Source organism: Trabulsiella odontotermitis, assembly GCF_001297775.1.
Classification (GTDB): Bacteria; Pseudomonadota; Gammaproteobacteria; order Enterobacterales; family Enterobacteriaceae; genus Trabulsiella; species Trabulsiella odontotermitis.
Genome location: NZ_LIFX01000006.1, coordinates 24,549 through 38,872, shown reverse-complemented (window position 1 = coordinate 38,872; position 14,324 = coordinate 24,549). Strand labels below are relative to the sequence as shown.

The following is a 14,324-nucleotide window of genomic DNA, read 5'->3' as shown; positions in this document are numbered from 1 at the left end:
GCGGCGGTCATGTCGGGGACATAGTTTAATATATTGAACATGGATCACACCACAAGCAGATGCTCTGGTCGAGAGCATTTCGTGCCTCAATGTTATGTGAATGTAGCAATTAGCGTGTTTAGCCCTGAAAAGATGAACATTCTGCGTAGCGAGATTGTCACAACAGGAATAGACTGGAGTCGATACTTTACAAAGATGCTAAAGGTTTTTTATGACACAACAGCCCCAAGCCAAATACCGCCACGACTACCGTGCGCCGGATTACCAGATTAGCGATATTGACTTGACCTTTGACCTGGATGCCGCCAGAACCGTGGTGACGGCAGAAAGCCAGGTATCCCGGCATGCTGCGTCTTCTGATGTGCCTCTGCGTCTTGATGGCGAAGATTTAACGCTGGTTTCCCTTCATGTGAATGACCAGCCGTGGACTGACTATAAAGAAGAGAATAACCAGCTGGTGATTTCCGGTTTGCCGGAACACTTTACGCTGCGCATCGTCAATGAAATCAGTCCGTCCGCCAATACTGCGCTGGAAGGGCTGTATCAGTCCGGCGAAGCGCTCTGCACCCAGTGTGAAGCGGAAGGTTTTCGCCATATTACCTGGTATCTTGACCGCCCCGACGTACTGGCGCGGTTCACGACCAAAGTTATCGCCGATAAGCACAAATATCCGTTCCTGCTCTCCAACGGTAACCGTATCGCGCAGGGCGATCTGGAGAATGGTCGTCACTGGGTACAGTGGCAGGATCCATTCCCGAAACCGTGCTATCTGTTTGCACTGGTCGCCGGAGATTTCGACGTACTGCGCGACACGTTCACCACCCGCTCCGGGCGTGACGTGGCGCTGGAGCTGTACGTCGACCGCGGCAACCTCGACCGCGCGTCGTGGGCGATGACCTCTCTGCAAAACTCCATGAAATGGGACGAAGAGCGTTTCGGCCTCGAATACGATCTCGACATCTATATGATTGTCGCCGTCGACTTCTTCAATATGGGGGCGATGGAAAACAAAGGGCTGAACATTTTTAACTCCAAATACGTGCTGGCCCGCACCGATACCGCCACTGACAAAGACTATCTCGATATCGAACGCGTCATCGGTCACGAATATTTCCATAACTGGACCGGTAACCGCGTCACCTGTCGCGACTGGTTCCAGCTCAGTCTGAAAGAGGGCCTGACCGTGTTCCGCGATCAGGAGTTCAGCTCTGATCTCGGTTCCCGCGCGGTCAACCGCATCAACAACGTGCGCACCATGCGCGGGATGCAGTTCGCCGAAGATGCCAGCCCGATGGCGCACCCGATTCGTCCGGACATGGTCATCGAAATGAACAACTTCTATACCCTGACGGTGTACGAAAAGGGCGCAGAAGTGATCCGCATGATGCACACCCTGCTCGGCGAAACGAATTTCCAGAAAGGCATGCAGCTCTATTTTGAGCGTCATGATGGCAGCGCCGCCACCTGTGACGATTTCGTGCAGGCGATGGAAGACGCGTCAAACGTCGATCTCTCCCATTTCCGCCGCTGGTACAGCCAGTCCGGTACGCCGGTGGTGACCGTGCATGACGACTACAACCCGGAAACCGAGCAGTACACGCTGACTGTCAAACAGCGCACGCCTGCCACGCCGGATCAACCGGAAAAACAGCCGCTGCATATTCCGTTTGATATCGAACTGTACGATAACGAAGGCAAAGTGATCCCGCTGCAGAAGGGCGGTCATCCGGTGCATCACGTATTGAATGTCACCCAGGCGGAACAGACTTTCGTGTTTGATAACGTCTATTTCCAGCCGGTGCCGTCGCTGCTGCGCGAATTCTCCGCGCCGGTGAAACTGGAATATAAATGGAGCGATCAACAACTGACGTTCCTGATGCGTCATGCGCGCAATGATTTCTCCCGCTGGGACGCGGCGCAAAGCCTGCTGGCGACTTACATTAAGCTGAATGTGGCCCGCCATCAGCAAGGGCAGCCGCTGTCGTTACCGGTGCATGTTGCTGACGCTTTCCGCGCGATCCTGCTTGACGAGAAGATCGATCCGGCGCTGGCGGCGGAAATCCTCACCCTGCCGTCAGCCAGTGAAATCGCCGAGCTGTTCGATATCATTGACCCGATTGCCATCGCGACTGTGCGTGAAGCGCTGACGAGAACGCTGGCCAACGAGCTGGCGGACGAATTCTTCGCGGTTTACTACGCCAGTGCGCTCGACGGCTATCGCGTGGAACATGCTGACATCGGTACGCGTTCACTGCGCAATACCTGCCTGCGTTATCTGGCATTTGGCGAAACGGAGCTGGCCGACAGGCTGGTGCGCGAGCAGTATCATCATGCCGATAACATGACCGATGCACTGGCGGCGCTGGCGTCAGCGGTTGCCGCGCAACTGCCGTGCCGTGATGCGCTGATGCAGGAGTACGACGACAAGTGGCATCAGGATGGTCTGGTGATGGACAAATGGTTTATTCTGCAGGCCACCAGCCCGGCCAGCAACGTGCTGGAAACCGTACGGCATCTGCTGAAGCACCGTTCGTTCAGCCTCAGCAATCCGAACCGCATTCGTTCGCTGATTGGCGCCTTTGCAGGCAGCAACCCGGCGGCGTTCCATGCGGAAGATGGCAGCGGCTATCAGTTCCTCGTGGAGATGCTTACCGATCTCAACAGCCGCAACCCGCAGGTGGCATCACGTCTGATTGAGCCGTTGATTCGCCTGAAGCGTTACGATGCGAAACGTCAGGAGAAGATGCGTGCCGCGCTGGAACAGCTGAAAGGGCTGGAGAATCTCTCCGGCGATCTGTTCGAGAAGATAACCAAGGCGCTGGCCTGATATAAAAAGCCCGGTAAGCGTAGTCGCGCCACCGGGCTTTGTTTTATCCATGTTTTCTGGCAGGCAATGCATCTGAACCGCGCTTCATTACCCGATCCAGCACTTCCGCTTCCAGCTCTGCCAGTCTGGCTACACCGACACGCCGCGGCCGTGGAATATCGACGGTCAGATCCAGACCGATCTTTCCCTCTTCAATAAGCAACACGCGATCGGCCATCGCGACCGCCTCGCTGACGTCGTGCGTCACCAGCAGCACGGTAAAACCCTGTTCCTGCCACAGCGATTCAATCAAGTCCTGCATCTCGATGCGAGTTAGCGCATCCAACGCACCGAGTGGTTCATCCAGCAACAACAGACCGGGGCGATGGATCAGCGCGCGGGCCAGCGCCACGCGCTGCTTTTGCCCGCCGGACAGCGCGGCGGGCCACTCATCAGCACGACTCGCCAGCCCGACCGAAGCCAGCGCCTGCCGCGCCGCGTCCCGCCAGTGGCCTTTCAGCCCCAGCCCCACGTTGTCGATAACGGTTTTCCACGGCAGCAGGCGGGCGTCCTGGAACATCAGCCGGGTGTCGTCCTGAATGTCGGCAAGCGGCGTATTTCCTGCCAGCAGCTCACCGCCGTTGGGGGCTTCCAGACCAGCGAGCAGACGCAACAGCGTACTTTTGCCGCCGCCACTGCGCCCGACGACAGCAACAAACTGCCCAGCGGGAATATGCAGATCGAGGGCATTAAGAATCGTATTTCCGCCGTAGCGTTTGGTCACGCCGTTCAGCAACAGCGGCGTCCCCTGATTTAAGCGAGCGGTGTTCATGCGTTTGCCTCCTTCGACGAATAGGCCGGATTCCAGCGCAGCCAGAGGCGCTCCAGCCCTTGCGCGCTGACGTCAGCAAGCTTACCCAGCAGGGCGTAAAGGATGATGGCGACCACCACCACATCGGTTTGTAAAAACTCGCGGGCGTTCATTGCCAGATAGCCGATCCCGGCATTGGCTGAAATGGTTTCCGCGACAATCAGCGTCAGCCACATCAGGCCGAGAGCAAAACGCACGCCAACCATAATCGAGGGCAGGGCGCCGGGCAGGATCACATGCCGGAACAGCGCAAAACCGGAGAGCCCGTAACTGCGCGCCATCTCCACCAGCCCGCGATCGATATTGCGGATCCCATGCCAGGTGTTGATGTAAATCGGGAACAGCGTTCCCAGCGCCACAAGGAAAATTTTGGCGCTCTCATCAATACCAAACCACAGGATCACCAGCGGGATCAGCGCCAGATGCGGGACGTTGCGCAGCATCTGGATGGAGGTGTCCAGCAGCCATTCTCCCCAGCGGGACAGCCCGCTGATGAGTCCCAGTGTCAGGCCAATCGATCCGCCAATGGAAAAACCAATCAGCGCGCGCCAGGAACTGATCGCTAGATGCTGCCACAGCTCGCCGCTGGCGGACAACGACCAGAACGCCTCCACCACGCCTTCCGGGGAAGGCAGAATGCGGGTGGAGAGCCAGCCGGTAGAAGATGCGATTTGCCAGACGATGACGATCCCGGCGGGAAGCAGCCAGGGAGCCACGCGTCGCAGCAGGGCGTGAGATGTCGTTGCCATCATGTGCTCCTCAGCTTTGCGCCACTTTGCGGGGAATAAAGGCGTTGGCGACAGCTTCACCCTGCTGTTGTAGCGTCCTGGATTGCGGCACCTCAGGGATGGCGACATCCAGATGCGGGAACAACAGCTCGCCCACCTTGTACGCCTCTTCCAGATGCGGATAGCCGGACAAAATAAAGCTGTCGATCCCTAATGCCGCATATTCGTTGATGCGTGCCGCGACCGTGGGACCATCACCCACCAGCGCGGTACCGGCGCCACCGCGCACCAGACCAACGCCAGCCCACAGGTTAGGGCTGATTTCCAGATTTTCGCGACGACCATTATGCAGCGCCGCCATGCGATGCTGACCCACCGAATCGGTCTGTGCGAAGGCGGCCTGCGCTTTCGCGATGATCTCATCGTCAAGGTGGGAGATCAGCCGGTCTGCCGCGCGCCAGGCTTCTTCATTCGTCTCCCGCACAATGACGTGCAGGCGAATGCCAAAACGAACCTGTCGCCCGTGGCGGGCTGCTTTTTCCCGCACCTGGGCAATTTTCTCTTTTACCTGCTCAGGCGGTTCACCCCACGTCAGGTAGAGATCAACCTGCTCAGCGGCCAGATCCTGCGCCACATCGGAAGAGCCGCCAAAATAGAGTGGCGGGCGCGGCTGTTGCACGGGCGGAAAGAGCAGTTTCGCGCCGCGCACGCGCTGGTATTTACCCTCGAAATCGACAGTTTCCCCTTCCAGCAGCCGACGCCAGATATGGGTAAATTCGGCAGAGGCTTCATAGCGCGCGGTATGATCGAGAAAGATACCGTCACCCGCCAGCTCCTGCGGATCACTGCCGGTGACCAGGTTAAACAGCGCACGGCCACTGGACAGACGATCCAGCGTGGCCGCCTGGCGTGCGGCGACGGTCGGGGAGATCACGCTCGGTCGCAGTGCGACGAGAAATTTCAGTCGCTGCGTCACCGGTATCATCGAGGCGGCGACCAGCCACGCGTCTTCGCAGGAGCGTCCGGTCGGGATCAGCACGCCGGTAAAGCCAATCCTGTCGGCGGCCTGCGCTATCTGTTGCAGATACGCGTGATCCACCGGGCGGGCGCCCTCGTCGCTGCCAAGATAGTGACCATCACCGTGCGTCGGTAAAAACCAGAACAGATTCAGGCTCATGATTTCGCTCCTTGTTGAGACGTGGGGTGCCAGATGCGGGTGCGGACGTCGATCTTCTTCGGCACCAGACGATTTGCGTAAAACAGATCGGCCGTTTGCTGCTGTAGCACGGCAACGGCTTCACTGACCGGGGCGATCACCGTCGGCGGGCGATGATCCAGATAGCTGGCGATCACCGGTTCAGGTAAGCCCATGGTTTTCGCCAGTAGCGTAATGCTCTGCTGACGATGGCTTTGGGTTAAGGCATCGGCCTGGCTGAAGGTTTCCAGCACGCCCTGAACAAACGCGCCATTTTTTTCGGCATACGGGCGTGCCGCGAGGTAGAAAGAGCCGGTCTGCTTGAGGGTGCTACCGTCTTTCAATACCCGAACGCCGCCCTGTAATAACGCGGCAGAATAGTAAGGATCCCAGATAGCCCAGGCATCGACGTTATTCTGCTGGAAGGCGGCGCGGGCATCGGCGGGCGTTAGGTAGACGGGCTGAATATCGGTGAACTTAAGCCCGGCCTGCTGGAGCGCGCGTAGCAGCAGGTTGTGCGAGCTGGAACCTTTCTGGAACGCCACTTTGTGACCTTTCAGATCGGCAACCGTTTTGATGGCGCTGTTTTCCGGCACCAGAATCACTTCCGCTTTTGGTTTTGCCGGTTCAACACCGACGTACACCAGATCCGCGCCCGCCGCCTGGGCGAAGATCGGCGGGATATCGCCGGTGCTGCCCAGATCGATGCTGCCGACATTCAGCGCCTCCAGCATCTGCGGTCCTGCCGGAAATTCCACCCATGAGATGCGGGTATCCGGATAGCGCTTTTCCAGAAACTGATGGCTTTTCGCCAGCACCATACTGACGCTGCCTTTTTGATAGCCAATGCGTAGCGCATCAGGCGCGGGCTCGGCGGCCTGACTCCAGGCGGAAAGGGTGAGCAGACCGGTCAGCGCCAGAGACGGTATCAGCCAGTTAAACACATTACGCATGGGCTACTCCCTGTTGTAGCGGCTGAAAAGTGGGTTCGCGGCGCTGCAGCGCCAGCCAGAACGTGTCCAGCGCGCTGTCGAGACGGTGTTGCAGATTCGGGGTAAACCGGGGCTGGTGTTGATAGTCGATAACCTGGCTGTCATCAGCAAAGACGCCGTGCAGGATCTCCTGCGCTTTCAGGGCGTTCAGCACCGGTTTCAGCGCATAATCGACCGCCAGCATATGAGCAATGGTGCCGCCAGTGGCGACAGGCAGGACGACTTTGCCTTCCAGCGCCCGTTCGGGCAGCAGATCCAGCAATGTTTTCAGCGCGCCAGAAAAAGAGGCTTTATAGACCGGCGTGGCGACGATCAATCCCTCCGCGCTGGCGAGTTGTTCGAGAAGCGTTTGCAGCGCCGGGCTGTCAAAGCGGGCGTAGAGCAAATCTTCCGGTTCAAAATTTTGCAGATGCCAGTGACAGACTTCGATGTCGGCGCGGGAGAGTTTTTCCCGCGCGTATTCCAGTAACGCACTGGAGCGTGACGGATAGCGCGGACTTCCCGCCAGCGTAATGACTCGACGCATAACCCCTCCTATATAACCAAATGTTCGCTTTTATCTAACATTGATAACATTTATCGCAGAGAGGGGAGGGATTGCTAAATGATTTATCCGGCACTGGTTTGCCGAAAAATCACTATCGAGAAAACGTTTGCGTTTTCATCGCGCTTTTTTGCCGCAGGTCAATTCCCTTTCGCCGCAGGATCGAACATAATACGCCCCCGGTTTGCACACCGGGAATCCAGGAGAGTTCATGTACTACCCTTTCGTTCGTAAAGCCCTGTTTCAGCTCGATCCTGAGCGCGCTCATGAATTAACATTCCAACAATTACGCCGTGTGACGGGAACGCCGCTGGAAGCGCTGGTGCGCCAGAAAGTGCCTGCGAAGCCGGTTACCTGTATGGGACTGACGTTTAAGAACCCGCTGGGTCTGGCCGCCGGTCTTGATAAGAATGGCGAATGCATTGATGCGCTGGGCGCTATGGGATTTGGTTCGATCGAGATTGGCACCGTGACGCCGCGTCCGCAGCCAGGCAATGACAAGCCGAGGATCTTCCGTCTGGTCGATGCCGAGGGTCTGATCAACCGGATGGGTTTTAATAATCTCGGCGTGGATAATCTGATCGAGAATGTCAAAAAAGCCCATTTCGATGGAATTCTCGGGATCAATATCGGCAAAAATAAAGATACACCGGTTGAACAAGGTAAAGATGACTATCTGATTTGCATGGAAAAAGTCTATGCCTATGCCGGATATATCGCGATTAATATCTCTTCGCCTAATACACCCGGCCTGCGTACGCTACAATATGGTGATGCCCTGGATGATCTTCTTTCTGGTATTAAAAATAAACAGAATGAACTGCAGGCGAAGCATCATAAATATGTTCCCGTCGCGGTGAAGATCGCCCCGGATCTTTCTCCTGAAGAATTGATCCAGGTGGCTGACAGTTTAGTTCGCCATAATATCGATGGTGTTATTGCGACAAACACCACGTTGGATCGATCCCTGGTCCAGGGAATGAAACATTGCGATGAAACCGGAGGCCTCAGTGGTCGTCCGTTGCAATTAAAGAGCACCGAAATTATTCGTCAGCTGTCAGCGGAATTAAATGGCCGCTTACCAATTATTGGCGTCGGTGGTATTGACTCGGTGATTGCGGCACGCGAGAAGATGGCAGCCGGAGCGACGCTGGTACAGATTTATTCGGGCTTTATTTTTAAAGGTCCGCCGCTGATTAAAGAAATCGTTACTCACATCTGATTTTTTATCCCTTTTCAGCTAATACTTTCTTCCGGGGCTTTATTTTAAGCCCTGGTTGTTTTATATTCCTTCATTGTTGCTTATTTAAACATTTTAGTCTTTCATTACATTGAGACAAATTAAGCGAAGCGGAAACGGAAAAGCAAGTTGGCAAAACAGGGATGCTAACGCGGATGGAGAAGAATATGCGAATTAAACCTGATGATAACTGGCGTTGGTATTTTGATGAAGAGCATGACCGAATGATGCTCGATTTAGCCAATGGTATGTTGTTTCGTTCGCGATTTGCCCGCCGGATGTTAACCCCGGATGCCTTTTGTCCTTCGGGCTTTTGCGTGGATGACGCGGCGCTTTATTTCTCCTTTGAAGAGAAATGCCGTCAGTTCGACCTTTCTAAAGAACACCGCGCCGAATTGATTTTAAATGCGCTGGTGGCGATTCGTTTTCTGAAACCGCAAATGCCGAAAAGCTGGCACTTTATCGCTTATAATTCGCACTGGCAGCCGACCCTTGGAGATGCCGCCTGCGTCTGGTTGAGCGACAGTGGTGAGCAGGTGACCTTGCTGGTGGTTGAGCCGGGTGAGAATGCCGCGCTTTGCCTGCTGGCCCAGCCGGGCTTAACGCTGGCCGGCCGCACGATGCAGCTTGGCGATGCCATCAAAGTGATGAATGACCGGTTACAGCCGCAACCGGTAATCACAGATTATACTCTCGTTCAGGCCGTTTAATTACCCAACCGCAGTGCGGTTCTGGGAACACAGCTACAGCACAGAATCGTGCCATCTTTTCCGACCGCGTTTTTCTTCAGCGGTGTGACTTCCCCGTCCAGCAGCGTTATCCGGCAGCTTCCGCAAATCCCCGCCCGGCAAGAGTAAGGAATACGAATTCCCTGTTGTTCCAGCTGTTCCAGCAAAATTTGCTGGTTGTTACCGGTGAACGTCTCTCCCTGCCATTCGATATCAAGCACCGCGTCTGCCTGTTTCTCTGGCGTTAGTGACTCGTCTGCCTGTCCGGCGCCATAAAGACGCGCCGGTTTGGTCGCCAGCACTTCGACGCTGTCACCCACGCGCACCACGCCGCTGTTACGGGCAATCAGGTTTTGACCAAAATCGACATCGCCGTTATCCAGCGCGGTACGGAAGGTCTGTAGCGTGCGTAACGGTTCCCCGCCCGGGTGCTTTTGCCCGCGCTCAGGGCTTACGGTAGTAAAAATACAGCGGCTACAGGGTTTCGCCACGTCGAAAACCACTTCGCCAATGCGGATCACTTTCCAGGTATCTTCTTCCCAGGCCGCCGTACCAGTGACCAGCAGATTCGGGCGAAATTGCTCAATGCTCACGCTGGCTGAACAACGCTGTTGTAAATCACGCAGTGAGGCTTCGGTGGCCAGCAGATACGGAAAACCATCGGCGAAAGAGAGCGGTACCGCATCGTGCTTTTTCACCCGGCGGGTCAGTTCCGGCCCGACCCAGCGTAGCTGGACGTCACGGTTGAAAAAACCGCTCAGCCACTGGTTAATCGCCGCCGGGGCGATGCGGGCGGTAAAATGATTCCCCCACACTTCCGTTGGCGCATCCTGAGGCGCAAAATCGGCAAAGCGAATGAGCGCGCTGCTGCCATCCGGCGCCGTCAGATGCAGACCGTCATGCAGCGGCGCGGGCGTGAATCTGACCATCTGCGGAAACTGGCGGGCGGTAATAAAGGTGCCGTCTGGCTCGGTCACCATAAAGATGCGATCGAAGGCCATGCCGCTGATGTCGGCGAAAGCATGGGTCAGGCCGATGCCGCGCATAGATTTGATTGGGTGAATAAAAAGTCGCGATAACGTCGCCATGACACGCTTCCTGAAGCCAAAATAAGCCTTTAACTTTATGACATAGGCCGCAGATTGGCTATAATGCGCAACAATTTTGTTTGATAAAAGTGACGATATGAAATCTCTGTTTGCCAGTACGGCCCGTGGGCTGGAAGAGCTGTTAAAAACTGAACTGGAAGGACTTGGCGCTGACAGTTGCCAGGTGGTTCAGGGTGGTGTCCATTTTCAGGGCGACACGCGGCTTCTGTACCAGAGCCTGATGTGGAGCCGTCTGGCGTCACGTATCATGATGCCGCTGGGCGAGTGCAAAGTGTATAGCGACCTCGACCTCTACCTCGGCGTGCAGGCAGTGAACTGGACAGAGATTTTCAGCCCTGGCGCGACCTTCGCGGTGAGCTTCAACGGTCTGAATGACGAGATTCGCAACAGCCAGTTTGGCGCTGTACGTGTGAAAGATGCGATTGTCGACAGCTTCACGCGCAAGGACCTGCCGCGCCCGAACGTCGATCGTGAAAACCCTGATTTACGCATTAACGTCCGTCTTAATAAAGAAACCGCCAGCATTTCCCTCGACCTGAGCGGCGAAGGTCTGCATCTGCGTGGCTACCGTGACGGCACTGGCCTTGCGCCCATTAAAGAAAACCTGGCGGCGGCGATTGTGATGCGTTCTGGCTGGCAGCCGGGAACGCCGCTTTTGGATCCGATGTGTGGTTCCGGGACGCTGCTGATTGAAGCGGCGATGTGGGCGACCGATCGCGCGCCAGGGCTGCATCGCGGTCACTGGGGTTTTGGTGGCTGGGCACAGCATGACGAGGCGGTGTGGCAGGCGGTGAAATCCGACGCCCAGACCCGCGCGCGGGTCGGGCTTGCCGCTTATGACTCCCGCTTCTATGGCTCGGATATCGATGGTCGCGTCATTGAGCGCGCGCGCAGCAACGCCCGCCGTGCCGGTGTTGGCGAACTGGTGACCTTTGAGGTCAAAGACGTCGCGCAGCTTTCTAATCCGCTGCCGAAAGGCCCTTACGGCACGGTCATCAGCAACCCGCCGTACGGCGAGCGTCTGGACAGCGAACCCGCGCTGATTGCGTTGCACAACCTGCTTGGCCGCACGCTGAAAAGCCAGTTTGGCGGCTGGAACCTGTCGATGTTCAGCGCTTCACCGGAGCTGTTAAGCTGCCTGCAACTGCGCGCTGATCGCCAGTTCAAAGCGAAAAACGGGCCGCTGGACTGCGTGCAGAAAAACTACCATCTGGCCGAAGTCACCGGCGATGCGCCAGTGAGCAGCATGGGTGATGATTTCGCCAACCGCCTGAAGAAAAACCTGAAAAAGCTCGACAAGTGGGCGCATCAGGAAGGGATCGAATGTTACCGCATCTATGACGCAGACCTGCCGGAATACAACGTGGCGGTGGATCGCTACGCCGACTGGGTGGTGGTGCAGGAATACGCGCCGCCGAAAACGGTGGATGCCAACAAAGCGCGCCAGCGTTTGTTTGACGTCATCGCCGCGACCATTTCCGTACTGGGGATTGCGCCGAACAAACTGGTGCTGAAAACCCGCGAACGGCAGAAAGGCAAAAACCAGTATCAGAAAATGGGTGAAAAGGGCGATTTCATGCAGGTCAGCGAGTTCAATGCGCGCCTGTGGGTCAACCTGACCGACTACCTGGATACCGGCCTGTTCCTTGATCACCGCATTGCCCGCCGCATGTTGGGGCAGATGAGTAAAGGCAAAGATTTCCTCAACCTCTTCTCCTATACCGGCAGCGCCAGCGTTCATGCCGGGCTTGGCGGCGCACGCAGCACAACGACGGTGGATATGTCCCGCACTTATCTTGAGTGGGCGGAACGCAACCTGCGCCTGAATGGCTTAACCGGTCGCGCGCATCGTCTGCTGCAGGCCGACGTGCTCGGCTGGCTGCGCGAGGCGGACGAACAGTTCGACCTGATCTTCATCGATCCGCCGACGTTCTCCAACTCGAAGCGTATGGAAGATACCTTCGACGTGCAGCGCGACCACTTACGGCTGATGACCGATCTCAAACGCCTGTTACGCAAGGGCGGCACCATTATGTTCTCAAACAACAAGCGCGGTTTCCGCATGGATCTCGATGGTCTGGCGAAGCTGGGGCTGAAAGCTCAGGATATTACGCAAAAAACGCAGTCTCAGGACTTTGCCCGCAATCGTCAGATCCACAACTGCTGGCTGATCACCGAAGCCTGAAGGAATTAAAGAATGTCATTGATTAGTATGCATGGCGCCTTGCTGTCGTTCAGCGATGCGCCGTTACTCGATAATGCCGAACTGCATATCGAAGATAACGAACGTGTCTGCCTGGTCGGGCGCAACGGCGCGGGCAAATCCACGCTGATGAAAATCCTCAACCGTGAACAAGCGCTCGACGATGGTCGCATCGTCTATGAACAGGATCTGGTGGTGTCGCGTCTGCAACAGGATCCGCCACGCAATGTCGAAGGCAGCGTCTACGATTTCGTTGCTGAAGGGATCGAAGAGCAGGCGGTCTACCTGAAGCGTTACCATGATATTTCCCGGCTGGTGATGACCGATGCCAGCGAAAAGAACCTTAACGAGATGGCGCGGATCCAGGAACAGCTCGATCACCATGGTTTGTGGCAACTGGAAAACCGGATCAACGAAGTGCTGGCGCAACTCGAACTGGATCCTAACGCGCAACTGGCATCGCTGTCCGGCGGGTGGTTGCGTAAAGCGGCGCTCGGACGTGCGCTGGTCAGTGGCCCGCGCGTGCTGCTGCTCGATGAACCGACCAACCATTTAGACATCGAAACCATCGACTGGCTGGAAGGGTTCCTGAAAACTTTCAAAGGCACCATCATCTTTATTTCGCATGACCGTTCATTCATTCGCAATATGGCGACCCGCATTGTCGATCTCGACCGCGGCAAGCTGGTGACGTATCCGGGCAATTACGACCAGTATCTGCTGGAGAAAGAAGAAGCGCTGCGCGTTGAAGAGCTGCAAAACGCCGAGTTTGATCGCAAGCTGGCACAGGAAGAAGTGTGGATCCGCCAGGGCATCAAGGCGCGTCGTACCCGTAATGAAGGCCGCGTTCGCGCGCTGAAAGCGATGCGCCGTGAGCGCAGCGAGCGCCGGGACGTGATGGGCAGCGCCAGGATGCAGGTGGAAGAAGCGACCCGTTCCGGCAAAATTGTGTTTGAGATGGAAAACGTGAATTACCAGATTGATGGCAAAGTGCTGGTGAAAAACTTCTCCGCTCAGGTGCAACGTGGCGACAAGATTGCGCTGATTGGCCCCAACGGCTGCGGTAAAACCACGCTGCTGAAACTGATGCTCGGTCAGTTGCAGGCTGACAGCGGCCGCATTCATGTGGGAACGAAGCTGGAAGCGGCGTATTTCGATCAGCACCGTGCGGAGCTGGATCCGGATAAAACGGTGATGGATAACCTGGCGGAAGGTAAACAGGAAGTGCAGGTTAACGGCAAACCGCGTCATGTGCTTGGCTATCTGCAGGACTTCCTTTTCCACCCGAAACGGGCGATGACGCCGGTACGTGCGCTGTCGGGCGGGGAACGCAACCGTCTGTTACTGGCGCGTCTGTTCCTGAAACCCAGCAATCTGTTGATTCTCGATGAACCGACCAACGATCTTGATGTGGAAACGCTGGAACTGCTCGAAGAGTTGATTGACGGTTATCAGGGCACCGTACTGCTGGTCAGCCACGATCGCCAGTTTGTCGATAATACGGTGACCGAATGCTGGATCTTCGAAGGTGAAGGGCGCATTGGTCAGTACGTCGGCGGTTACCATGATGCCCGCGGTCAGCAGACGCAGTCGCTGGCGCAGAAGTCGCCAGTGGAAAAGAAAGTGACGGAAGTCGCTGCGCCAAAAGCAGAAATTGTGAAACGCGGCGGGAACAAACTAAGCTATAACCTGCAGCGCGAACTTGAACAGCTACCGCAACGCCTTGAAGAACTGGAGGCGGATCTGGAATCGCTACAGGCCCAGGTCGCCGACGCCGCGTTTTTCAGTCAGCCCCATGACCATACGCAAAAGGTGCTGGCCGAACTGGCGCAGGCGGAGCAAACACTCGAAGAGGCCTTCGAACGCTGGGAATATCTGGAATCACTGAAAAACGGCGCGTAACTGAGG

At 56.4% G+C, this 14,324-nt stretch carries 11 protein-coding genes; 5 read left to right on the top strand and 6 right to left on the bottom strand.

The features are described 5' to 3' along the window. Positions 1-211: 211 nt before the first annotated feature. Positions 212-2,827, top strand: a complete 2,616-nt coding sequence (gene pepN, locus AOY23_RS09200; protein WP_054179122.1) for an aminopeptidase N — start codon at positions 212-214, stop codon at positions 2,825-2,827. A 43-nt stretch (positions 2,828-2,870) separates the two neighbouring features. Here pepN and ssuB read toward each other — a convergent pair whose 3' ends face one another. The 5 genes from ssuB to ssuE are packed head-to-tail and all read right to left on the bottom strand — an operon-like array spanning position 2,871 to position 7,118. Further along, entirely contained in the window at positions 2,871-3,638 is a 768-nt protein-coding gene (ssuB, locus tag AOY23_RS09195; RefSeq protein WP_054179121.1) for an aliphatic sulfonates ABC transporter ATP-binding protein, read from the bottom strand. Beyond that, positions 3,635-4,426 (bottom strand): aliphatic sulfonate ABC transporter permease SsuC, encoded by a 792-nt coding sequence (gene ssuC / locus AOY23_RS09190; protein ID WP_054179120.1) that lies wholly within the window; start codon positions 4,424-4,426, stop codon positions 3,635-3,637. The genes ssuB and ssuC overlap by 4 nt, the downstream gene beginning before the upstream one ends. Positions 4,427-4,436: 10 nt before the next feature. Beyond that, positions 4,437-5,582, bottom strand: a complete 1,146-nt coding sequence (ssuD, locus tag AOY23_RS09185; RefSeq protein WP_054179119.1) for an FMNH2-dependent alkanesulfonate monooxygenase — start codon at positions 5,580-5,582, stop codon at positions 4,437-4,439. Beyond that, positions 5,579-6,553 (bottom strand): sulfonate ABC transporter substrate-binding protein, encoded by a 975-nt coding sequence (locus AOY23_RS09180; RefSeq protein ID WP_054179118.1) that lies wholly within the window; start codon positions 6,551-6,553, stop codon positions 5,579-5,581. The genes ssuD and AOY23_RS09180 overlap by 4 nt, the downstream gene beginning before the upstream one ends. Then, positions 6,546-7,118, bottom strand: coding sequence for an NADPH-dependent FMN reductase (ssuE, locus tag AOY23_RS09175; RefSeq protein ID WP_054179117.1), 573 nt, complete (start codon positions 7,116-7,118; stop codon positions 6,546-6,548). The genes AOY23_RS09180 and ssuE overlap by 8 nt, the downstream gene beginning before the upstream one ends. Before the next feature lie 229 nt (positions 7,119-7,347). Between ssuE and pyrD the strand changes: the two genes are divergently transcribed. Together pyrD and zapC are read left to right on the top strand one after the other, a co-directional pair. Beyond that, positions 7,348-8,358 (top strand): quinone-dependent dihydroorotate dehydrogenase, encoded by a 1,011-nt coding sequence (gene pyrD, locus AOY23_RS09170; protein ID WP_054179116.1) that lies wholly within the window; start codon positions 7,348-7,350, stop codon positions 8,356-8,358. A 185-nt stretch (positions 8,359-8,543) separates the two neighbouring features. Continuing rightward, complete coding sequence (zapC, locus tag AOY23_RS09165) at positions 8,544-9,086, top strand: cell division protein ZapC (RefSeq protein ID WP_054179115.1); 543 nt, start codon at positions 8,544-8,546, stop codon at positions 9,084-9,086. Here the strand turns inward: zapC and AOY23_RS09160 are convergent. After that, a complete protein-coding gene (locus AOY23_RS09160; RefSeq protein ID WP_054179114.1) occupies positions 9,083-10,192 on the bottom strand; it encodes a YcbX family protein in 1,110 nt (369 codons plus the stop codon). The genes zapC and AOY23_RS09160 overlap by 4 nt on opposite strands. A 97-nt stretch (positions 10,193-10,289) precedes the next feature. Here AOY23_RS09160 and rlmKL point away from each other — a divergent pair, with 97 nt between their 5' ends. Together rlmKL and AOY23_RS09150 are read left to right on the top strand one after the other, a co-directional pair. After that, positions 10,290-12,398 carry a bifunctional 23S rRNA (guanine(2069)-N(7))-methyltransferase RlmK/23S rRNA (guanine(2445)-N(2))-methyltransferase RlmL gene (rlmKL, locus tag AOY23_RS09155; RefSeq protein WP_054179349.1) on the top strand — a complete coding sequence of 703 codons (2,109 nt, stop codon included), beginning with the start codon at positions 10,290-10,292 and terminating at the stop codon, positions 12,396-12,398. Positions 12,399-12,410: 12 nt separating this feature from the next. Further along, positions 12,411-14,318, top strand: a complete 1,908-nt coding sequence (locus AOY23_RS09150; RefSeq protein WP_054179113.1) for an ABC transporter ATP-binding protein — start codon at positions 12,411-12,413, stop codon at positions 14,316-14,318. Positions 14,319-14,324: the final 6 nt, after the last annotated feature.

Coding starts and splice junctions, on each gene's coding strand:
- pepN (WP_054179122.1), top strand. CDS start 212: ATGACACAACAGCCCCAAGCCAAATACCGCCACGACTACCGTGCGCCG.
- ssuB (WP_054179121.1), bottom strand. CDS start 3,638: ATGAACACCGCTCGCTTAAATCAGGGGACGCCGCTGTTGCTGAACGGC.
- ssuC (WP_054179120.1), bottom strand. CDS start 4,426: ATGGCAACGACATCTCACGCCCTGCTGCGACGCGTGGCTCCCTGGCTG.
- ssuD (WP_054179119.1), bottom strand. CDS start 5,582: ATGAGCCTGAATCTGTTCTGGTTTTTACCGACGCACGGTGATGGTCAC.
- AOY23_RS09180 (WP_054179118.1), bottom strand. CDS start 6,553: ATGCGTAATGTGTTTAACTGGCTGATACCGTCTCTGGCGCTGACCGGT.
- ssuE (WP_054179117.1), bottom strand. CDS start 7,118: ATGCGTCGAGTCATTACGCTGGCGGGAAGTCCGCGCTATCCGTCACGC.
- pyrD (WP_054179116.1), top strand. CDS start 7,348: ATGTACTACCCTTTCGTTCGTAAAGCCCTGTTTCAGCTCGATCCTGAG.
- zapC (WP_054179115.1), top strand. CDS start 8,544: ATGCGAATTAAACCTGATGATAACTGGCGTTGGTATTTTGATGAAGAG.
- AOY23_RS09160 (WP_054179114.1), bottom strand. CDS start 10,192: ATGGCGACGTTATCGCGACTTTTTATTCACCCAATCAAATCTATGCGC.
- rlmKL (WP_054179349.1), top strand. CDS start 10,290: ATGAAATCTCTGTTTGCCAGTACGGCCCGTGGGCTGGAAGAGCTGTTA.
- AOY23_RS09150 (WP_054179113.1), top strand. CDS start 12,411: ATGTCATTGATTAGTATGCATGGCGCCTTGCTGTCGTTCAGCGATGCG.